Genomic DNA, 19,533 nt, shown 5'->3' with positions numbered 1-19,533 from the left:
GAAGGCGCAGGGCGACCTCGACCCGGCCGTCAATGAACAACAGCCAAGTCGAAGGTCTCGCTCGCCTCTTGCGAGGCCGCACGGCCGGACCCCGGAGGGCCAGTATGTCGACCGCGACGTTAGGAGCTACTCCCCTTCGCGTTTTGAAGCTTACCCGGCGCCACCCCCTGTTTAACCAGGAGGTGGCGCTACTCACGGGCTTAGTGGGTGATCAGCAGCTCGGGCGCACGCTTGGGTTTGGGGGCGCCGTTGGCGGGGTCGGGCTGGGGGATCGGGTCGCAGCGCTTGTCGGAGCGCTCGCCCGGCCGGCGCTTCGGGAGCACGCCGGCGGCCAGGTAGTCGGCGACCGCGTTGTCGACACACTCGTCGCCGAAGAGCGAGCCCGCGTGGGTGGTGCCGCCGACGCCCTCGACCAGGGCCGAGCGCGGGAACCGCTTGCGCACCTCGAGGCTGCCGGAGAACGGCGTGGCCGCGTCCAGCGTCTCGCTGATCAGCAGGATCGGCGCCACGGTCTCGCCGGAGACGTTGGTCGGGATGCCGGGCTTGCCCGCCCAGGTGCGGCAGGGCGCGTTGTACCAGGCGTTCGCCCAGGTCTCGAACGGCGCCCGGCGGTGCACCTCCCAGTTGTCCGAGGTCCATTTCGTCCAGCTGGTCGGCCAGGCGGCGTCGGTGCATTGGACGGCCAGGTAGATCGCGTACCCGTTGTCGGCGCCCTTCTCCTGCGGGTTGTTCTTGAGGTAGAGCTTCTCGAGCGCGCCGGGGTCGCGCTTGCGGACCCAGTCGCTGAACGCCTGCGCGATGTCCTCCCAGCCGAAGACGTAGTAGCCGGCCTGCAGGAAGACGTCGGTGAACTCGGAGGAGCCGATCTTGCCGCCGGCCGGCTTGACGGACAGGCGGGCCCGCTCGGCGTAGTAGAGCCGCTCGACGGCCCGCGCGGTGCGCCCGAGGTGGTAGATCTTGTCGTACTTCGCCAGCCACCCGAAGTAGATCTTCATGTTCTTGTCGAACGCGAGGTCCTGGTCGAGGTTCGAGTCGTACCAGACGCGGGCCGGGTTCACGACGCCGTCGAGCACCATCCGGCGTACCCGCGACGGGTAGAAGGTCGCGTAGACCTGGCCCAGGTACGTGCCGTACGAGAAGCCGTAGAAATTGATCTGGGTGGCGCCGAGCGCGAGCCGGATGTTCTCCATGTCCCGCACGGAGTCCTGGGTCTTGAGGTGGTCGAGCAGCGAGCCGCCGGCCTTCTTGCAGTCCCGGGCGTACCGCTCGGCCCGCCGCAGCCAGGTCGTCTCGATCGCGGTGGTGGTCGGCAGGTACTCCGGCCGCCGGAAGCCCGCGTAGTCGCTGTCGCAGGTCAGCGTCGGCTTGCTGGCCCCGACGCCGCGCGGGTCGAAGCCGATCCAGTCGTACGCGCTGCCGGCGTCCTCGGGCACCAGCGAGCCGAGCACCGCCAGGCTCTGCCCCTTCGCGCCCGGCCCGCCCGGGTTGACGAGCATGATGCCCTGGTACTTCGCGTCGGGGACGGTGTGCTTGACGCGGGAGACCGCGAGGTCGAGGGTCGGGCCGTCGGGCTGCTTGTAGTCGATCGGGACGGCCAGGACGCCGCACTCGGCCTTGCGCGACACCAGCGACGGATCGGTGCACGTCCCCCACTTGATCTGCGGGTCGTAGCCGCGGTGGCGCGTCTGATCCGCCCGGGCTCCGGTCGCCGCGGCGCCGACGGCCGCCAAGGCGATCGTCATGGCCGCCGCCAGAATTCTTCTCATCCCCAGCCCTCTCGTGTCCGATTCGCCCCAATATGCTGCGGCGTGGGCGGTCTCATCGGGACCGTCCACGCCGGGGCGTTACGAAAGAGAGCTGTTCGGACTAACGCGTACGAAGGCGCTGGGCGCCCAGCGCGATCGCGCCGAGAGCGGCCACGACGATGCCGTAGACCAGGGCGGTCGGGTGCAGGCCGAACGACGTCGTCGCGAATCCGGCGACCACCGCCGGCAGGCTGAAGGCCGTGTACGCGATCACCAGCGCGACCGCGAACAGCTCGCCCCGCTCGTGCGGCGCCGCCAGGACCGCCAGCGTGCCGAACGAGGCGAGGGCCGAGGCGCCGAACCCGATTCCGGAGATCACCGTGCCGGCCGCGGCCGCCGCGACGCTGTTCCACTCCAGGCCGCCCACGCTGATCACCGAGCCGAGCGTGAGGAAGGCGCCGGCCAGGGTGAGCACGCGCGGGGTCGGGAGCTTCCGCATCGCGTACGAGGTGAGCGCGCCGGTGCCGCAGAGCAGGGTCACCACGAACCCGCCGACCAGGTGGTTGGTGAGCCCAAAGACGCCGGCCGCCACGGACGGGCCGAGCGACAGGTAGAGCCCGCCGATCGCCCAGCTGGCCACGATGATCGGGGCGAGGGCGAGCAGGTCGGCGCGCAGCCGGGACGGCACCCCGAGCTTGGGCGAGAGCGAGGCGACCGCGCCGGGCCGGCGGGCCGAGGTCTCGGGGATCCGGGCCACCACGATGCCGGCCAGCACCATGCCGGCCAGCAGCAGTGCCCAGACCAGGTGGGTGGGCTCGGGGGCGAACTGGACGAGAGCGCCGCAGCCGAGCGCGCCGACGGCCAGCCCGGCGACCGGGGCGATGCCGTTGATCAGGCCGGCCCGGCCGGGTGCGTGCGGCGGGTTGAGGTCGACCAGGGCCGCGCCGAGCGTGGTGAGCGCGGCGCCGGTGGCGATGCCCTGCAGCAGGCGGGCCACGAGCAGCACGGTCACGTCGCCGGCGGTCAGGAAGAGAGCCAGCGAGGTGACCTCAAGCGCGATCGCGGCGGCCAGCACCGGGCGCCGGCCGACGTGGTCGGAGAGGGCGCCGAGGGTGAGCAGCGCCCCGATCAGCCCGACCACGTACACCGCGAAGATCACCGTGAGGGTCGTGGCGGAGAAGCCCCACAGGTGCTGGTAGACGACGTACAGCGGGGAGGGGGCGGCGGACGCGGCCGCGAAGGTCACGAAGATCGCGGCGATCGCCGCGAACGCGACCGGGCGCGAGAGCCGCCGGCTGTCGCGGACGGCCGGTCTCGCTTCGGCAACGGTGGTCATGAGGCGGATCCCTCCAAAAGCTTCGAACAGACAGGTCTGTCTGCCTGCACGAGGGTAGACAGACCTGTCTGGTATCGTCAAACGCATGTCCGCCGCGTCACTCACCAAGAAGGCGTCACCCGCCGAGAAGGCGTCACCCGCCAAGAAGGCGTCACCCGCCAAGAAGGCGTCCGCCCGCGAGCGTCTGCTCGCCGCGGCCGACGAGCTCTTCTACGCCGAGGGCGTGCACACCGTCGGCATCGACCGCATCATCGAGCGGGCCGGGGTCGCCAAGGCGTCTCTGTACAGCGCCTTCGGCAGCAAGGAAGAGCTGGTCCGGGCGTACCTCGAGGGCCGGCACGAGATCCGCCGCACCCGGCTGAAGGCCGGCCTCGAGCGGTTCGGCAACCCGCGCGACCGGCTGCTCGGCGTCTTCGACGTGCTCGCCGACCTGACCGGCACTCCCGGCTTCCGGGGCTGCGCCTTCTACAACGCCAGCGCCGAGTCGGTGGCCGAGGGCGGCGCGGTCGAGCAGGTCTCGAACGCCAACCGCGCCTGGACCCGCGGCCTGTTCACCGAGCTGGCCCGGGACGCGGGGGCGGTCGACCCGCCCGCCCTGGCCGACCAGCTGATGATCCTCTACGACGGCGCCTCGGTCGGCGCGCGGATGGACAAGCGGGTCGGCGCGGCCGCGCTCGCCCGCGGCATCGCGGCCGGGCTGCTGGACGCCGCCACGGCCGCGAAATAAGAGCCGGCCGATCTACTTCGTGTCGATCGGCTCCGCCACGCCCGTGGCCGGCGACAGCGGCTGTGCATCGGAGACCTCGGCCTTCACCTCGGCCTCGTGGGCGACGAAGGCATCAGGGCCGGCGACGGCCGGCGCCACCTTCCTGCCGCGCACCAGCGAGGCGACCGCGCCGACCACGAGGAGCCCGATCGCCATCCAGAAGACGATCACCAGGCCGTCGTGGAACGGCTCGGCGATCAGCCGCGGGAAGAACTCCAGGCCGGTGAGGTTGGCCGCGTTCGCCGCCGGCAGTGCCCCCAGCACCTGCGGGCCGAGCAGCTCGCCGATCGGGTTGTAGCCGAGGAACGCCGCGAACAGCGTGCCGACCGGGGGCAGCTGGGCGATCGCGTCGGCGGTCTGGGCCGGCACCCCCTGGGCGGCGAGGCCGCCGGAGAGGCTGTGCGGCAGCGAGTCGGCGAGACCGGCCACCATCAGCGAGAAGAAGATGCCGATCGAGAGCACCTGACCGGCGTTCTGGAAGGTGGCCCGCATGCCGGAGGCGGCGCCGCGCATGTTGGCCGGCACGCTCGACATGATCAGCGATGTGTTCGGCGCCGCGAACAGGCCGCCGCCCAGGCCGTTGATGAAGATCAGCAGCGCGAAGACCATGTAGTTGAAGTCGCCCGGCAGCGCCAGCAGGCCGAGGAACGAAGCGGCCATCACCAGCAGGCCACCCGCCGCGAACGGGCGCGGGCCGAACTTGTCGGAGAGGTAGCCGGAGAGCGGGCCGGCCACCAGGAAGCCGATCGTCATGGGCACCAGGTAGATGCCGGCCCACAGCGGGGTGGACTCGTAGTCGTACCCGTGCAGCGGCAGCCAGATCCCCTGCAGCCAGATGATCAGCATGAACTGCAGGCCGCCACGCGCGACGCTGGCCAGCAGGTTCGCCGCGTTGCCGGTGGTGAAGCCGAGGTTCTTGAACAGCCCGAGCGGGAACATCGGCTCGGCGACCTTGGTCTCGATGACGCCGAACGCGATCAGCACCGCGGCGCCGCCGATCAGCCCGAGCAGCACCCACGGGTTGGTCCAGCCCTGCGTGTGACCGCCGTACGGCTGGATGCCGTACGTGATGGCGGCGAGCACGGACGTGAGGCCGACCGCGAAGGTCGCGTTGCCCCACCAGTCGATCTTTGCTTTCCGGCGGACGCCGGTGTCGTGCAGCGACCGGTACGCCCAGACGGTGCCGAGCACGCCCAGCGGGATGTTGACCCAGAAGATCGAGCGCCAGTCCCACTCGGCCAGCACGCCGCCGAGGACCAGGCCGATGAACGAGCCGGCCAGCGCCGAGACGATGTTGACGCCGAGCGCCATGCCGCGCTGCTCGGCCGAGAAGGCGTCGGTGATGATCGCGGCCGAGTTGGCCATCAGCATCGCGCCGCCGACCGCCTGGAGCACCCGCCAGCCGATCAGCCAGATCGCGCCGCCGCCCCCGTCGAACGGGTCGAGCGACAGGATGATCGAGGTGATCGTGAAGATCGCGAAGCCCGCGTTGTAGATCTTGACGCGACCGTACATGTCTCCGAGCCGGCCCAGGGTCACCACCAGCACCGCGGTGACCAGCATGTAGCCCATCAGCATCCAGAGCAGGTAGCTGACGTTGCCGGCCTCGAGCGGGTTCAGGTGGATGCCCTTGAAGATCGCCGGGAGCGAGATCAGGACGATCGACGAGTTGATCGTGGCGAGCAGGTTGCCGAGCGTGGTGTTCGACAGCGCGACCCATTTGTAGCGAGGGTGATCAACAGCGAGCACGCGAGTTGTCCTCTTAGTTCGGGTTTTCGGCCAGGAGATCGCCGAGTTTCTCCAGCGCGGGGAGCGCGGCCATGATCGCGGCGTGGTCCTCGGCGGGAAGCTGCTCGAGCAGGGCGGAGAGCGCACGGGTGCGCCCCTCGCGGCGGCGGGCCACCGCCTCCCGGCCGGAATCGGTGATGGTGACGACGACGGCGCGCCCGTCGGCGGGGTCGGAGCCCCGGCGGGCGAGGCCCTCCTTCTCGAGGCGGGTGACCAGCTGCGTCATCGCGGGCTGGCTGACGCCCTCAGGAGCGTGCAGCTCACAGAGCCGGTGCGGCCCGCTGCGCTCGAGCCGGCGCAGGGTGGAGGCCGCCGTGAGGCTCAGCTCCGATCGGGGGGTGAGCCGGCGGAGCAGCTCGTAGAAGCGCTCGAAGCCGGTCGCGATCGCCTGGTCCTCGGCCGAGATGGTGGTTGTCTGCCGCACCCGATTTTTATATCACTGGCTTATACAAGTTTCATAACCAAGTGATGTATTGCTCAGTTCGCAATTCGCCCATACGTGCCGCGCGCCCTTGCCGATCCCGGCGCGCTCATGATGACAGCATGCGGGCATGGACGAGCAGACCTTCTGGGACCTGGTCGACCGGTACGGCCCCGATCCCGCCGACGCCGACCGCCTGGCCGATGAGCTCTCCGACCACGGCGCCGCGGACATCCGGGACTTCGCCGACCACCTGGCGCGCGCCCTGCACGCGCTGGACACCCCCGCGCACTTCCGCGCCGTCGCCACCTCCGGCGAGTCGTTCCTGGGCGTACGCTGCGCGGCCGTCGCCGCCGGAGCCAGCGCGTACCGGCAGGTCCTGAGCGCGCCCGCCGCGCTCGCCACCTTCGCCGACCGCCCCGGCACGCAGCTGCTCCCGGTCGCCGAGCGGGCCTTCCGCACCTCCACCCGCGGCGACTGGAAGCACCAGACCGAGGTCGGCATGACCACCGGCTCCAACATCGCCGCCTGGAGCGGCGCCTGGCTGCACCCGCACATGGGCACGACCACCGGCGAAGGCAGCGCCCCGCAGGACTACATGATCGCCCTGCGGCACGTGGCGCTCACCATCGACGCCGACCCGGCCTGGCGCACGTGGTGGCGCCGGTCCGGCCTGATCGCGTGCGAGCTGGGCATAGTCGCCGAGGGCAAGCTCGATCACCTGCGGCCCAGCGCCGACATCCGCCGCTGCGGCGAGCGGCTGCGGGCCAACTTCACCTGCGCGCTGCCGGGCGACGGCGCCGACCTGCCGACCCGGGCCGCGGCCGAGGTGCGGGCCATGTTCGAGGTGATCCGCCAGGCCATGTCGATGCCCGGCTTGCCGCCCACCCCGCCGGTGCCGACCCTGCCGCCCGACGTGCCCGAGGTGCCGGTGACCACCAAGCCGTTGCCGGAGCTGCCGGCCGAGCTGGAGCCGCAGGGATACCTCACCCTCGCCCAGATCCAGGAGTTCTTCGGCTGACCGCGGCTGTTCCGTGGGGGCGCGACGAGCGTTTACTATCTCTGCGCCATGACAACGCCGCGGGGGGAGACCGCCGACCGGATCGTGGCCCTCGACGGCCTCCGGCTGGTTGCCGCCCTCATGGTGGCGTTCTTCCACTACGCGGGCCGGGCCGGCGGCTTCGAGACCGTCTGGGGCGGCACCCCCGCCGAGATCTTCCCGGTCCTGCACCACCCCGCCCAGTACGGCTGGCTCGGCGTCGAGCTGTTCTTCCTGATCAGCGGCTTCGTGATCTGCATGAGCGCGTGGGACCGCGAGACCGTGCCGTTCCTGCGGTCACGCGCGATCCGGCTCTTCCCCGCCTACTGGGCCGCGGTGCTGATCACCGCCACGGTCGTCCACTTCTGGCCGGTCGTCGTCCAGCCCGCCAACCTGAGCGACGTGCTGCTCAACCTCACGATGCTCCAGTTCCCGCTCGGCGTCCCCCAGGTCGACGGCGTCTACTGGACACTGTGGAACGAGGCCCGGTTCTACCTGCTCTTCGCCCTGTTGGTGTGGCGCGGCCTCACCCTGCAGCGGGCACTTTGGTTCGGCTACGGCTGGCTGACCCTCGGCGCCATCGCCGTGGCCGGCGGCGAGAAGTGGATGCTTGACGTCCTGCAACCCGCGTACTCCCCGCTCTTCGTGGCCGGGATGGCGTTCTTCCTGATCCACCGCTTCGGGTCGAGCCTCGCCCGGTGGGGCCTGGTCGCGGCGGCGTTCCTGCTGGCGCAGCACAACATGCTCGCGCGGGTGGCGCTCGAGGAGGGGATGGACATCCACGCCCCGCTCTCCGAGAAGGCCGCGATCCTCACCCTGGCCGTGTTCTTCGGCGTGCTGGCCGTGGTCGCCCTGGGCTGGACCTCCGGCGTCCGCTGGCGGTGGCTGACCGTCGCGGGCCTGCTGACGTACCCGTTCTATCTGATCCACGAGGCCATCGGCTGGATCATCATCCACTACACCCACGGCCTGGCCCCGCACTGGCTGATCCTGACGGCGGTCCTGCTCCTGATGCTCGCGGCCGCGTGGCTCCTGCACCGGCTCCTGGAACGGCCGATCGCGGGCTACCTGCGCCGCAACCTGGCCCTGCGCAAGCCCGCGTCCCGGGAAGTTCTGCGGCTGGTGGCCGCGCGGAAGCCGGAGCCCAGCCCCGAGCCGTCGACCACCGCCCACGTGAGCTAGGCGGCGGCGTGGACGCGAGGCGGATCGGGGCGCTGGACGGCCTGCGAGTGCTGGCCGCCCTCATGGTCGCGCTCTACACCTACGTCAGCCGCCCGCAGGACATCGTCGCCGTCTGGGGTGTGCCCTCGGCGACCGTCTTTCCGGAGCTGCACGAGGTCACGAAGTACGGCTGGCTGGGGATCGATCTGTTCTTCCTGGTCAGCGGCTTCGTCATCGGTTTGCGCTCGGCCGACAAGGAGCCGGCCGCGTTCTTCCGTTCGCGGGTGATCCGGCTCTTCCCGGCGTTCTGGCCGTGTGTGCTGATCACGGCGATCGTGCTGCATCTCTGGCCGGTGGTGGTGCCGCAGGTGCGGGCGAGCGACATGCTCACCAACCTGACGATGCTCAACCAGCCGGTGGGTGCGGCGTCGGTCGACGGCGTCTACTGGGCATTGTGGGCGGAGATCCGGTTCTACCTGCTTTTCGCCGTGTTGCTCTGGCGCGGTTTCAGCCAGCAGAAGGCCACGATCTTCGGGTACGCCTGGCTGGTGGCCGCCGCCATCGCCGTGTCGTCGGGCGAGCGGTGGCTGCTGGTGGTGCTCCAACCGTCGTACGCGCCGCTGTTCGTGGCCGGCATCGCGTTCGCGCTCATCCATCGCTACGGGCCGAGCCTGCCGCTGTGGGGGCTGGTCGCGGCCTCGTTCCTGCTGGCCCAGCACAACCTGGCGCAGCGCGCCGACGTGACCGGCGCGAGCAGCCCGGTCACGATCGCCGTCGAGGCGGCCTTCTTCGCCGCGGTCGCGGTGGTGGCGCTCCGGTCACGGGGCAACGAGCACCGCTGGCTCACCGCCGCGGGCCTGGTGACCTATCCGTTCTTCCTGCTGCACACCGTGCTGGGCTGGACGGTCATCCACTTCCTGCACGACCACCTGCCGCCCTACGCGGTGTTGTGCCTCGTGCTGGCGCTGATCGCCCTGGTCGCCGGGCTGGTGCACTACCTGATCGAGCGCCCGGTAGCCGCCGCCCTGCGTGGCCGACTGCCGGCGCCCGAGCGTCAGTAGGTCAGCGACACCAACTCCCGCAGCTGGTCGACCGCGGACGGCGGCAGCTCGTGCGCCGCGGCCGCCACCACCCCGCCCCGCAGCAGCGCATAGATCTCCTCCTGCGCCTCGGACGGCAGGTCGGGGATCCACAGGTTGCCGAGGTTCTCGTCGACGATCGTCCGCAGCCAGTCGGCGGTCTTCTCGTCGGACAGGCGGGGAATCAGGTATTCGAGGGTCCAGTCGAAGAGCCCGCCCGACGGCTGCCAGTCACGCTCGGGGCGGACCATGATCAGCGCGGCCATGCGTGCCCCAGGGTGAAGACGCGGGGCGAGAGCAGGCGCTCCGCGATGAACAGCTCGACGGTGTCGACCTGCGGCCGGGTGAACTGCGAGACGTCGACCGGCACGATCTCGGCCTTGCGCAGGTGCAGCAGGATCTGCTGGGAGAAGCGCCGCCACTGCTGGTCGAACCGGCCGGCCGCGAACGGGCCGACCGCGTCGTAGGAGACGTCGTGCTGGTCGAACCAGTCGGCCCGCGACCATTTGGGGGCGCGGGTCAGGCGTACGCCCAAGGCGCGCTCGATGAGCACGGCGGTCTCCATCTCGTTCGGGCGGAATCGCCCGGTCGCCGAATCCAGTCCGAGCGCCCAGATCCGATCACGCTCCGCCAAGCGAGCGGCGCGCAGGAGAGCAGAGCGCCGGAGGCCGATCGTTGCGAACGGCCTTGCCAGGGTAAAGGTCGACAAATCCGGTCACCTCCCGTCAGTCAGCGATTCACCCGTTCCGGTCGATGCGCCCCCGGATCGCGGGGATGCGGCACTTGCGGTGTGACGACGACGGCGTTCCCGCCCTGCCCGATGCCGGCGTAGACGGTCGGCCGGGCGCCGCGCAGCAGGACCCCGTGCACCAGCCCGGCCCCGGCGACCGCGGTCAGCGCGGCCGGCACGAACCAGACCAGCGCCGACTCGGGTGGCACGCCGAGCAGCGACGGGATGTTCCAGAACGCCAGGTAGCACAGCGTCCCGAGGGCCACTGTGGACAGGATCGGTGCGAGGAAGCGGCCCCACGTGCCCTCGCCGTTGGGCACGCGGTTGAGATGCAGCAGCGCGGCGAGCGCGGTGGCCAGCAGCAGCACGAGCACGCCGAGGCCGCCGGCGACGCTGAGCCGGTGGGCGAGCACCGAGGGCGCGCGGACCCCGGCGAGATAGGCCGCCGCGAGGGCGACTGCGGCGATGGCCGACTGGGTGAGCGAGGCGGTGCGCGGCGCCGACGTGCGGCGGGCGACGCGGCCGAGGGGCGCGGGCAGCAGGTGTTCGCGGGCCAGGGCGTACAGGTAGCGCGCGATCGCGTTGTGCAGGGCGAGCGCCGCGCCGATCAGGGCGGTGAGCAGCACGACGCGGCCGGCGGTGACGGCCCACGGCGCGAGGCGGGCGCCGGCGAGGTCGAACACGAGCTCCGGGCCGCGCGCGCGGGCGAGCGCGGCGACCTGCCCGGGTTCGGCGCCGGCGCTCACCGACCACGAGGCAAAGGCAAGGACAAGGGCGAAGACCACGATCGACGCGTACGTGGCATAGCCCGCTTCCCGCCGCGGGCGCATGGTCTCCTCCGCGTACGTCCCGGTGGTCTCGAAGCCGATGAAGGCGAGCGCGCCGACCGCGAGGAGCAGGCCGAGCGCGGGCCGGTCGATGGCGGACGGGTGGGCGGGCAGGATCGAGCCGGGGGCGAAGCGGTCGCCGGCCGGGGCGATGACGCTGGCCGTGCCGAAGCCGACGGCGACCGCGATCTCGGCCAGCACGAGCAGCGCGAGCAGGCCGCTGAGGATCTCGACGCGGACCGTGCCGCAGAGCGCGACGATCAGCCAGCAGGCGGCGGCGACCATCCACCACTGCGCCTCGACGCCGAACCAGCTGTGCAGCAGCGGCGCGGCCGCGACCCCGGCGACGCCGTAGATGCCCAGCTGCAGAGCGAGGTAGGAGGCGAGCGCGAGCCACGCGGCGGCGACGCCGGCCGGCCGGCCGAGCCCGCGGGAGATGTATGCGTAAAGGGCGCCCGCGAAGGGCGCCCGGTGGACCATGGCCGCGTAGCTCGCCGCGAAGAACAGCAGGACGATCGCGACGGCGACGAATGTCAGGGGTATCAGCGGCCCGCCGCCACGGGCGTAGGCGGCGGGCACGACGGTGATCAGAACGGCGAGGGGCGCGGTGGCGGCGATCGCGAAGAACGTCACCGCGGCAACGCCCACACGACCGGGAGCGAGGCTTGGGGGCGGATCCTCGCGTGTATCCACGGATCCATTGAGCCCTACGGGGTAGGCATCTGACAACTACCCGTATCGACTCACTCACTTTCGGTCAGAGGGTTGGCACAAAGTGGCCCTGACCTCGGGGTTCGATGAGGATTTTCCGACCCTCGCCCCGGCGGAACTGCTCCAGAGCGGTCGCGTACGAGGTCAGCGGGAACCTGTGAGAGACGAAGATCGATGGATCGAGAACTCCCGCGGCGAGCATCTGGCCGGCGCGGTCGAAGCTGTGCAGCACGGCCATCGAGCCGGTGATGGTGATCTCGCGGCGATAGATCTCGTACGGCTCGATCGCCACCCGGGCGTCGTAGTTCGCCACCCCGAATTGCAGGAACGTCCCGCCCCGCCCGACTCGTTGCAGACCGTCCTTTATGGCCGCTTCCGCACCCGTACAGTCGATGACGACATCGAACCCTCGTGGCGCGACCAAATCGTCAGCCGAAGCGACGGCTGCGGAGCAGCCGAGCCGTGTCGCCGTGGCCAGCCGGGCCGGATTCAGGTCCACGACGGACACCGACTCGGCGCCCGACCGCTTGGCGAGCTCGAGCATCATCAGGCCCATCGTCCCCGAGCCGTAGATCAGGTACGAAGAGGCCAGATGCCGGGGCAGCAAGTCGAAGCCGTGCATGGCGCAGGAGAGCGGCTCGATCAGGGCCGCGTCCCGTGCCGCCAGCGACGACGGCAGCTTGAACAGGTTGGCCATCGGCGCCGCGACGTACTCCGCGGCGCCGCCACTCACCGTGACGCCGATGGCCGCCCAGTTCTCGCACTGGTTGCCGCGGGCCCGCTTGCAGTAGTAGCAGTGCCCGCAGTACAGCGACGGGTCGACGGCCACCTGGTCGCCGACCGCGTAGCCGGTGACCGCCGACCCGGCCGCCACGATCTCCCCGGCCATCTCGTGCCCGGGCACGATCGGGAAGGCCGGGGCGAACTCACCGTCCATGATGTGCAGGTCGGTGCCGCAGATGCCGACCGCCGCCGGCCGGACCACGACCTCGGTGGGGCCCGGAGTCGGGTCCGGGACCTCCTCGATCGCGATCTTTCCCGGGGTGACGACGACGGCTGCTTTCACTTGACGGCTCCCATCGACAGGCCGCGGACCAGCTTGTTCTGCGCCACCCAGCCGGCGATCAGCACCGGCAGGGAGACCAGGGTCGCCGCGGCGCACAGCCGGGCGAGGAAGAGCCCCTCGGACGAGATGAACCCGACCAGGAAGATCGGCGCGGTGCCGGCGTTGGTCGCGGTCAGGTTCACCGCCAGGAAGAACTCGTTCCAGGCGAAGATGAAGCAGATCAGCGCCGTGGCGGCGAGGCCGGGCGACACGATCGGCATGATGATCTTGCGGATCGAGGTGAGCAGCGACGCGCCGTCCACCTCGCCGGCTTCCAGGACCTCGCGCGGCACCTCGAGCAGGAAGCTGCGCATCATCCAGACCGCGAGCGGCAGGTTCATCGACGTGTAGAGGATGACCATGGTCCAGATGTTGTCCAGCATCCCTAGATGCTTCGCCAGAAGGTAGATCGGTAGCAATGCCGCGACGGCCGGCATCATCTTGGTGCTGATGAAGAAGAACAGCGAGTCGGTCCATTTCGCGACCGGCTTCAGCGAGAGCGCGTACGCGGCCGGCGTCGCCAGCGCCACCACCAGCAGGGTGGAGAAGATGCTGGCCATCAGCGAGTTGAGCAGGAACGGCGTGATGTTGCGGTCGAAGACCTGCTCGTACTGGTGCAGCGTCGGGGTGAAGACCCAGCTCGGCGGGTTGCTGGCGGCGTCCTGCTCCTGCTTGAAGCTGGTCAGCACCATCCAGATCACCGGGAAGACGAAGACGATCCCGGCGATCCACGCGACCGTGCCCCAGATCGTGTTGCTGAGCCTCTTGTTCACCGGCTGAGCCCCCTCACGATTTGGCCTCCATCCGGAACAGGCTGGAGATGACCCGCAGCGCGAAGGTCGCCACGATGATCGTCAGAAGCACCACGATCACGCCGGCCGCCGACGCCTCGCCGTACTCGAACTTGCGGAACGTGGTCAGGTAGATCTCGTACGGCAGGTTGGTCGTCGCCGTGCCGGGACCGCCCTGGGTGATGCTGAAGACCGCGTCGAACGTGTTGACCAGGTAGATCGAGCCGAGCAGGCCGCCCAGTTCCAGGTACTGACGCAGGTGCGGCAGGGTCATCCGGCGGAAGATCTGCCAGGCGTTGGCGCCGTCGACCCGGGCCGCCTCCAGCACCTCGGACGACTGCGACTGCAGGCCGGCCAGCAGGATCAGCATCATGAACGGCGTCCACTGCCAGACCAGCGTGGTGATCACGGCGGCCTTCGGGTACGACGAGATCCAGTCGGTCGAGCCGCCGAAGAGCCCGTTGATCAGGCCGTACGCCGGGTTGAAGATCGCGTGTTTCCACAGCAGCGCGGCCGCGATCGGCATCACCAGGAACGGCGTGATCAGCAGGGTCCGGACGATCGGCCGCCCCACGAACTTGCGGTCGAGCAGCAGGGCCAGCACGAGCCCGAGGATCATCGAGAAGATCACCGCGCCGGCGGTGAGGATCACCGTGTTGACCAGCGCCGCCCGCAGCCTTTCATCGGTCAGGACGGTGGCGTAGTTCTCCAAGCCGATGAACTCGCGCTTGCCCGGCTTGAGCGCGTTCCAGCTCAGCGTCGAGAGATAAAGGGTGTAGAGGAATGGGATCTGGGTGATGACGATCGCGAAGATCAGGGCGGGCAGCAGCGGCGCCCGGCGTATCCAGCGCTCTTTGCTCTGGCCGGGCCGGACGGGCGGCTGGATCCGCACGTCCGGCCGGGTAGCCGTGGTGGTCATCTACTTGTAGTTCTTGGCCACGTCTTCGGCCTGTTTCTGGCCGTCGGCCAGGGCCTTGTCGACCGTCGTGCTGCCGGCGATGGCGGCGCTCACCTCCTGCGACACCTTGGTGCCCAGGTCGGAGAACTCGGGGATGCCGACGTACTGCACGCCGAGCGCCGGCCGTGGCTGCAGGCCGGGGTTCTGCGGGTTGGCGTGCTCGATCGAGCCCAGAGTGACGTCGGCGAACGCCTTGGCCGAGTCCTTGTACTCCGGGATCGAGTACGTCGAGGTGCGCTTGCCGGACGGCACCCGCGACCAGCCGAGGTTCTTGCCGACCAGCTGCTCGTAGTCCTTGCTGGTCGCCCACGAGATGAACTTCCAGGCCGCGTCCGCCTTCTTGGTGGTCTTGGGCATCGCCCACGCCCAGGTCCACAGCCAGCCGGAGTACTCGGTCTTGTTGACCGGCGCGTAGACGTAGCCGACCTTGCCGGACACCTTGCTGGCCTTCGGGTCCTCGAGCGTGCCGGCGGCCGAGGTGGCGTCGTACCACATGGCGGCCTTGCCCTGCCCGAACGTGTTCAGGCACTCGGTGAAGCCGGCCTGCGGGGCGCCGGACTCGCCGTATTTCTTCACGAGGTCGACGTAGAACTGGGTGGCCTGGGTGAACTCGGGCGCGTTGACCTTGGGCGTCCAATCCTTTTCGAACCAGGTTCCGCCGTACGTGTTGACGACGGTCGTCAGCGGCGCGAACAGCTCACCCCAGCCGGGCAGGCCGCGCAGGCAGATCCCGGCGACGCCCTTGCCCTTGTCGTTGAGCTTGGCGGCGAAGTCGGCGACCTGGGCCCAGGTCGGGTGCTCGGGCATGGTCAGGCCCTTGGCCGCGAACAGCTCCTTGTTGTACATGAGGAACGAGGACTCGCCGTAGAACGGGGCCGCGTACATCTTGCCGTCGTCGCCGGTCAGCGACTGGACCATCGGCTTGAGCAGGTCACCGGCGTCGTAGGCGGAGTCGGCGTCGGCCTGCGTCGAAAGCTCGTGCAGCCAGCCGTTCTTGGACCAGATCGGCACCTCGTACGCGCCGACCGTGGCGACGTCGTACTGGCCGCCCTGGTTGGCGACATCCTGGGTGACTTTGTCGCGAAGCTCGTTCTCCGGGAGGATCGTGAACTTCACGGTGATCCCGGTCTGCTTGGTGAAGTTGTCGGCGGTCAGCTTCTGGATGTCCTCCATCTGCGGGTTGCCGACCATCAGGGCGGTGATGGTGTTGTCGTCACCGCCGCCGCCGCTGCTGCTGCCGCCGGTCGAGCCGGCGCCCGAGCAGCCGGCCGTCACCAGCAGCAGGCCGAGAGCCGCCGCCGCGAGTTTTCTGGGCATGGTGGAACCTCCGTTTTATTCGAAAACGGCTGGGGGGAATTCTTTGGGGTGTGCCTAGACCCGGATGACCTGCGGTCCGAGCCGGGCGTAGCGATGCGCTTCGGAAACGGGAAGCGCGGTGTCCGTGATGAGGGTTTCGAATTCCGCTATCTCGGCGAATTTGCAGAACGTACGAACGCCGAATTTCGTGTGCACGCCGACGAAGACCCGCCGGCGTGAGGCCCGGACCGCGTGCGTCTTGATGTCGGCCACGGCCGGGTCGGGGGTGGTGAGGCCGGCCTCGCGGGAGATGCCGTTCGCGCCGACGAAGGCGAGATCGATCACGAAGCCGGAGAGCATGCCGGCCGCCCAGTGGTCGACGGTGGCCAGCGTGCGGCCGCGTACCCGGCCCCCGAGCAGCAGCACCGTGGCCGGCGTCGACTGGGCGAGCCAGGCCGCCGTGTTGAGCGACGCGGTCACCACGGTCAGCGGCCGGTCGGTGGGCAGCGCCTCGGCGATGAGCTGGGGGGTGAAGCCCTCGTCGATGAAGATGGTCTCGGCGTCGCCGATCAGGCCGGCCGCGGCGGCCGCGATCCGGCGCTTCTCCGGCACGCCGCGAGTGGTGCGGATCGCCAGGTCGGTCTCGAATTTCGCGGTCTCCACCGGGTACGCGCCGCCGTGCGTACGCCGGATCAGGCCGTGCTTTTCGAGCAGCCGCAGATCGCGGCGAATTGTTTCGGCGGAGACGTTCAGTTCCGCCGCGAGTTTCGCGACGTTGACCTCGCCGTGGCGGCGGGCCAGCGCGACGATCTGGTGGTGGCGCTCGTCCGCATTCATCCGCACCTCCCCACCATCCAACCGCCCCGCCCACCGCCCACAACCGGACTGAAGGCGTCTTGATAAACCGTGGACTATTTGTAACACCGGCGAAACCGTGTGGTCCGCATCACCTTTCGGGCAAGATGGTGGCATCCTTGCCCGGGTCTCACGTGGTTTCCCGCTGGACTTTATGCTCTTGGGCGGGCAAACCCGACAAAGTGCATGCCCGTTTGCTCTTCCGCCGCGCCCGCTTCGTGCCCGCGGGCGTTCGCTCGGGCGGCCACAGGATTCTCTCAAGTGGGCTCCGCCACGGCCGACTTGGAAGGCGTGCTAGCGACTCAGCAACTGACGGAATTCCTGTCCGTGGTCGCGGACCGCCCCGGTGGTCCGGCCGCGCATCACGCTGCCGTCGACTGCGCCGCCCGGGCGCTGCACGCCGACGTGGCCGTGCTGCTGATCGACGGCGGGGTGGTCGCCGCGGTCGGCGTCGACCCCGGCGCCGTTCCCGCGTACGCCCTCGGCGAGATCGCCGCCGGGCGCCGCAGCACGCTCGAGCTCGCCGGCCACCCGTACGCCATCGCGTTCGCGGACATCAACAGCACAGCCCCGGAGGGGCTCGGGTTCTCCGCGCCGTCCGGAGGACCAGGCGCCGGTAGCAGCACAGCCCCGGAGGGGCTCGGGTTCTCCGCGCCGTCCGTAGGACCAGGCGCCGGCAGCAGGCACGGTCTGCTGGTTCTGGGCCGCCTGGAGGGGGTTTTCTCGGCCGAGGAGATCACTCTGCTGCGCGGCATGGCCCGCGTCCTCGAGCTCAGCCTCAGCTCGCTGCAGCGCCTCGAGTCCGAGCGCCGGTACGCCGAGGAGAACGACCGCCTGATCGACTCGCTCCAGCAGCGTCAGCGCCTGTTCGAGAAGCTCACCGAGATCCAGCGCGCCATCGCCCGCCGCAACCCGCTCGAGAAGATCTTCGAGATCGTCACCGGGGCCGCCCGCGAGCTGCTCGGCGCCGACATGTCCTGCCTCAACCTGATCGACCGCGACGACCCGACCATCGGCGGGACGGCCGCGGCCTCCGGGGTGCCGCCCGAGTTCCTCCGCCGCATGCAGCGCCTGCCGCTCGCCGCCGGCGGGGTCTCCGGCCTGGCCATCCTCGGCGACGAGCTGGTCATGGTCGAGGACTACGCGGTGTCGCCGATCGCCATCCCGGCGATGGCCAAGGCGCAGCTGCGCGCGGTCATGGCCACCCCCGTGCACGAGAACGGGCAGACCGTCGGCAGCCTCACCGTCGGCATGTTCAGCGAGACCCGCGACTGGGACAAGCCGTCCCAGGAGATGCTCAAGGCGTTCGCCGAGCACGTCAGCCTGGCGCTGACCGACGCCCGCACGCTCGAGGCGATGAACCAGGCGTTCCTCGACTCGCTCACCGGGCTACCCAGCCGGGCGCTGTTCCAGACCCGGATGGAGGAGATGCTCGGCGGCTGCACGATCGGCCTGGCCGCCCTCTTCATCGACCTGGACCGCTTCAAGATCGTCAACGACTCGCTCGGCCACGCCGCCGGCGACCACCTGCTGATGGGCGTCGCCGACCGGATCCGCTCCTGCCTGCGCGACTGCGACACCGCGGCCCGGCTCGGCGGCGACGAGTTCGCCGTGCTGCTGCCCGGCCTCTCCTCCGCCGACGAGGCCACGCCGATCGCCCAGCGGCTGCTGGACCGGCTGCGCGAGCCTTTCGACCTCAACGGCGCCGAGGCCTTCGTCAGCGCGAGCATCGGCATCGCCTACAGCAAGCCCGGCGAGCACACCGCCCAGGAGCTGATGGTCGACGCCGACCTGGCCATGTACCAGGCGAAGAAGCACGGCAAGGACAAGTACGAGCTGTTCGAGCCGGACATGCGCACCGAGTTCCAGGCCACCGTCGACCTCGAGTCCGACCTGCGGCGCGCGGTCGTGCGGCACGAGTTCGAGCTGCGCTACCAGCCGATCGTCCACCTCACCACCGGCGACATCACCGGCGTCGAGGCGCTGATCCGGTGGCAGCACCCGCACCGCGGGGTGGTCCCGCCGGCCGACTTCATCCCGCTGGCCGAGGAGACCGGCCTGATCGTGCCGATCGGCGAATGGGTGCTGCGGGAGGCCACCACGCGCGTCGCCGAGTGGAACAAGCGCCGCGCGGGCCGCCCGCTCACGGTCAGCGTGAACATCTCGGCCGTGCAGCTCGAGCAAAGCGTGCTGCCGCAGGTGGTGCAGTCGGCGCTGGACGCGAGCGGCCTGCCCGCCGACCGGCTGATCCTCGAGCTGACCGAGTCGCTGCTGGTGGACCACCGCACCGCGACGCTGCACCGCCTGGAGGCGATCAAGGCCCTCGGCGTGCGCCTGGCGATCGACGACTTCGGCACGGGTTACTCGTCGCTGGCGTACCTGCGCAAGTTCCCGGTCGACATCATCAAAATCGACAAGTCCTTCGTGGACGACGTCGTCGACGAGCCGACCGCCGCGGCCCTGACCCACGGCATCATCCAGCTGGGCCGCGCGCTGCAGCTCTCCACGATCGCCGAGGGCATCGAGCACGCCGGCCAGCTTTCATCGCTGGCCGGCGGCAATTGCGAGATGGGTCAGGGCTACTACTTCGCCGAGCCGCTGACCCGATCGGCCCTCGACGACCTCCTGTTCCCGGTCCACCTGCCTTACGAGTGCGAGTAGACCGCCGGCATCTCGCGCCGGGGACCGCCGCCGCCGTCCAGGCGGTTCGCCAGGCGGTGCAGCACGCCGGCCGTCCGCAGACGCAGCCTGCTGGGCGGCGGCTCCGGCACGACCGGACTGTCCGGCAGCGCGGAGTGGCTCACGAGGGTGCTGGTTCCCTGTACCAGAGCGATCAGGCCGAGTTCCTGCATCGGACTCTCCTCCCGTTGTGATGCGGGCTAAGCTTGTTTCACTGGAAACACTACCCCGCTGATGCGGGTCAAA

General features: G+C 70.0%; 18 protein-coding genes. 5 read left to right on the top strand and 13 right to left on the bottom strand.

Annotated features, from left to right (window positions below):
* Positions 1–200: 200 nt before the first annotated feature.
* Both ACQPZX_RS02465 and ACQPZX_RS02460 read right to left on the bottom strand, forming a co-directional pair.
* Positions 201–1,766 carry an alpha/beta fold hydrolase gene (locus ACQPZX_RS02465; protein ID WP_433373726.1) on the bottom strand — a complete coding sequence of 522 codons (1,566 nt, stop codon included), beginning with the start codon at positions 1,764–1,766 and terminating at the stop codon, positions 201–203.
* 100 nt (positions 1,767–1,866) lie between these two features.
* Complete coding sequence (locus ACQPZX_RS02460) at positions 1,867–3,081, bottom strand: MFS transporter (RefSeq protein ID WP_433373723.1); 1,215 nt, start codon at positions 3,079–3,081, stop codon at positions 1,867–1,869.
* Positions 3,082–3,166: 85 nt separating this feature from the next.
* On the opposite strand from ACQPZX_RS02460, the gene ACQPZX_RS02455 reads away from it, so the two are divergent.
* Complete coding sequence (locus ACQPZX_RS02455) at positions 3,167–3,808, top strand: TetR/AcrR family transcriptional regulator (protein WP_433373721.1); 642 nt, start codon at positions 3,167–3,169, stop codon at positions 3,806–3,808.
* 12 nt (positions 3,809–3,820) lie between these two features.
* Here ACQPZX_RS02455 and ACQPZX_RS02450 read toward each other — a convergent pair whose 3' ends face one another.
* Both ACQPZX_RS02450 and ACQPZX_RS02445 read right to left on the bottom strand, forming a co-directional pair.
* On the bottom strand, positions 3,821–5,596 hold the full coding sequence (locus ACQPZX_RS02450) for an MFS transporter (protein WP_433373719.1): 1,776 nt from the start codon (positions 5,594–5,596) through the stop codon (positions 3,821–3,823).
* Positions 5,597–5,609: 13 nt separating this feature from the next.
* A complete protein-coding gene (locus ACQPZX_RS02445; protein ID WP_433373716.1) occupies positions 5,610–6,059 on the bottom strand; it encodes a MarR family winged helix-turn-helix transcriptional regulator in 450 nt (149 codons plus the stop codon).
* A 127-nt stretch (positions 6,060–6,186) separates the two neighbouring features.
* Here ACQPZX_RS02445 and ACQPZX_RS02440 point away from each other — a divergent pair, with 127 nt between their 5' ends.
* Genes ACQPZX_RS02440 through ACQPZX_RS02430 form a run of 3 tightly spaced genes read left to right on the top strand, consistent with a single transcriptional unit; the run spans position 6,187 to position 9,317 of the window.
* Positions 6,187–7,077, top strand: coding sequence for a DUF4240 domain-containing protein (locus ACQPZX_RS02440; protein ID WP_433373713.1), 891 nt, complete (start codon positions 6,187–6,189; stop codon positions 7,075–7,077).
* 48 nt (positions 7,078–7,125) lie between these two features.
* On the top strand, positions 7,126–8,277 hold the full coding sequence (locus tag ACQPZX_RS02435) for an acyltransferase family protein (RefSeq protein ID WP_433373711.1): 1,152 nt from the start codon (positions 7,126–7,128) through the stop codon (positions 8,275–8,277).
* An 8-nt stretch (positions 8,278–8,285) separates the two neighbouring features.
* Entirely contained in the window at positions 8,286–9,317 is a 1,032-nt protein-coding gene (locus tag ACQPZX_RS02430) for an acyltransferase family protein (RefSeq protein WP_433373708.1), read from the top strand.
* Here ACQPZX_RS02430 and ACQPZX_RS02425 read toward each other — a convergent pair.
* The 8 genes from ACQPZX_RS02425 to ACQPZX_RS02390 all read right to left on the bottom strand — a co-directional run bounded on the left by ACQPZX_RS02425 (position 9,311) and on the right by ACQPZX_RS02390 (position 16,590).
* Positions 9,311–9,601, bottom strand: coding sequence for a hypothetical protein (locus ACQPZX_RS02425; protein WP_433373705.1), 291 nt, complete (start codon positions 9,599–9,601; stop codon positions 9,311–9,313). The genes ACQPZX_RS02430 and ACQPZX_RS02425 overlap by 7 nt on opposite strands.
* Positions 9,589–9,888: a hypothetical protein gene (locus ACQPZX_RS02420; protein WP_433373702.1), complete on the bottom strand. Its 300-nt coding sequence runs from the start codon at positions 9,886–9,888 to the stop codon at positions 9,589–9,591. The genes ACQPZX_RS02425 and ACQPZX_RS02420 overlap by 13 nt, the downstream gene beginning before the upstream one ends.
* 176 nt (positions 9,889–10,064) lie before the next feature.
* Entirely contained in the window at positions 10,065–11,525 is a 1,461-nt protein-coding gene (locus ACQPZX_RS02415) for an APC family permease (RefSeq protein WP_433373700.1), read from the bottom strand.
* A 124-nt stretch (positions 11,526–11,649) separates the two neighbouring features.
* On the bottom strand, positions 11,650–12,669 hold the full coding sequence (locus tag ACQPZX_RS02410) for a zinc-dependent alcohol dehydrogenase family protein (protein WP_433373697.1): 1,020 nt from the start codon (positions 12,667–12,669) through the stop codon (positions 11,650–11,652).
* A complete protein-coding gene (locus ACQPZX_RS02405; protein WP_433373695.1) occupies positions 12,666–13,481 on the bottom strand; it encodes a carbohydrate ABC transporter permease in 816 nt (271 codons plus the stop codon). The genes ACQPZX_RS02410 and ACQPZX_RS02405 overlap by 4 nt, the downstream gene beginning before the upstream one ends.
* 13 nt (positions 13,482–13,494) lie before the next feature.
* Entirely contained in the window at positions 13,495–14,418 is a 924-nt protein-coding gene (locus ACQPZX_RS02400) for a carbohydrate ABC transporter permease (protein ID WP_433373692.1), read from the bottom strand.
* A complete protein-coding gene (locus ACQPZX_RS02395; RefSeq protein WP_433373690.1) occupies positions 14,419–15,774 on the bottom strand; it encodes an ABC transporter substrate-binding protein in 1,356 nt (451 codons plus the stop codon).
* 54 nt (positions 15,775–15,828) lie between these two features.
* On the bottom strand, positions 15,829–16,590 hold the full coding sequence (locus ACQPZX_RS02390) for a DeoR/GlpR family DNA-binding transcription regulator (RefSeq protein WP_433373687.1): 762 nt from the start codon (positions 16,588–16,590) through the stop codon (positions 15,829–15,831).
* A 279-nt stretch (positions 16,591–16,869) separates the two neighbouring features.
* On the opposite strand from ACQPZX_RS02390, the gene ACQPZX_RS02385 reads away from it, so the two are divergent.
* A complete protein-coding gene (locus ACQPZX_RS02385) occupies positions 16,870–19,269 on the top strand; it encodes a putative bifunctional diguanylate cyclase/phosphodiesterase (RefSeq protein ID WP_433373684.1) in 2,400 nt (799 codons plus the stop codon).
* On the opposite strand, the gene ACQPZX_RS02380 is transcribed toward ACQPZX_RS02385, so the two are convergent.
* Positions 19,254–19,460 (bottom strand): hypothetical protein, encoded by a 207-nt coding sequence (locus ACQPZX_RS02380; protein ID WP_433373682.1) that lies wholly within the window; start codon positions 19,458–19,460, stop codon positions 19,254–19,256. The two genes, ACQPZX_RS02385 and ACQPZX_RS02380, sit on opposite strands and share 16 nt — an antisense overlap.
* Positions 19,461–19,533 lie beyond the last annotated feature (73 nt).

The organism is Actinoplanes sp. CA-142083, assembly GCF_050942195.1.
In the GTDB taxonomy this organism is placed as follows: domain Bacteria; phylum Actinomycetota; class Actinomycetes; order Mycobacteriales; family Micromonosporaceae; genus Actinoplanes.
Note: the sequence above shows the minus strand (reverse complement) of the source record. Positions and strands in the feature narration are given on the sequence as shown.

Coding starts and splice junctions, on each gene's coding strand:
- ACQPZX_RS02455 (WP_433373721.1), top strand. CDS start 3,167: ATGTCCGCCGCGTCACTCACCAAGAAGGCGTCACCCGCCGAGAAGGCG.
- ACQPZX_RS02380 (WP_433373682.1), bottom strand. CDS start 19,460: ATGCAGGAACTCGGCCTGATCGCTCTGGTACAGGGAACCAGCACCCTC.
- ACQPZX_RS02425 (WP_433373705.1), bottom strand. CDS start 9,601: ATGGCCGCGCTGATCATGGTCCGCCCCGAGCGTGACTGGCAGCCGTCG.
- ACQPZX_RS02465 (WP_433373726.1), bottom strand. CDS start 1,766: ATGAGAAGAATTCTGGCGGCGGCCATGACGATCGCCTTGGCGGCCGTC.
- ACQPZX_RS02440 (WP_433373713.1), top strand. CDS start 6,187: ATGGACGAGCAGACCTTCTGGGACCTGGTCGACCGGTACGGCCCCGAT.
- ACQPZX_RS02390 (WP_433373687.1), bottom strand. CDS start 16,590: ATGAATGCGGACGAGCGCCACCACCAGATCGTCGCGCTGGCCCGCCGC.
- ACQPZX_RS02400 (WP_433373692.1), bottom strand. CDS start 14,418: ATGACCACCACGGCTACCCGGCCGGACGTGCGGATCCAGCCGCCCGTC.
- ACQPZX_RS02395 (WP_433373690.1), bottom strand. CDS start 15,774: ATGCCCAGAAAACTCGCGGCGGCGGCTCTCGGCCTGCTGCTGGTGACG.
- ACQPZX_RS02435 (WP_433373711.1), top strand. CDS start 7,126: ATGACAACGCCGCGGGGGGAGACCGCCGACCGGATCGTGGCCCTCGAC.
- ACQPZX_RS02460 (WP_433373723.1), bottom strand. CDS start 3,081: ATGACCACCGTTGCCGAAGCGAGACCGGCCGTCCGCGACAGCCGGCGG.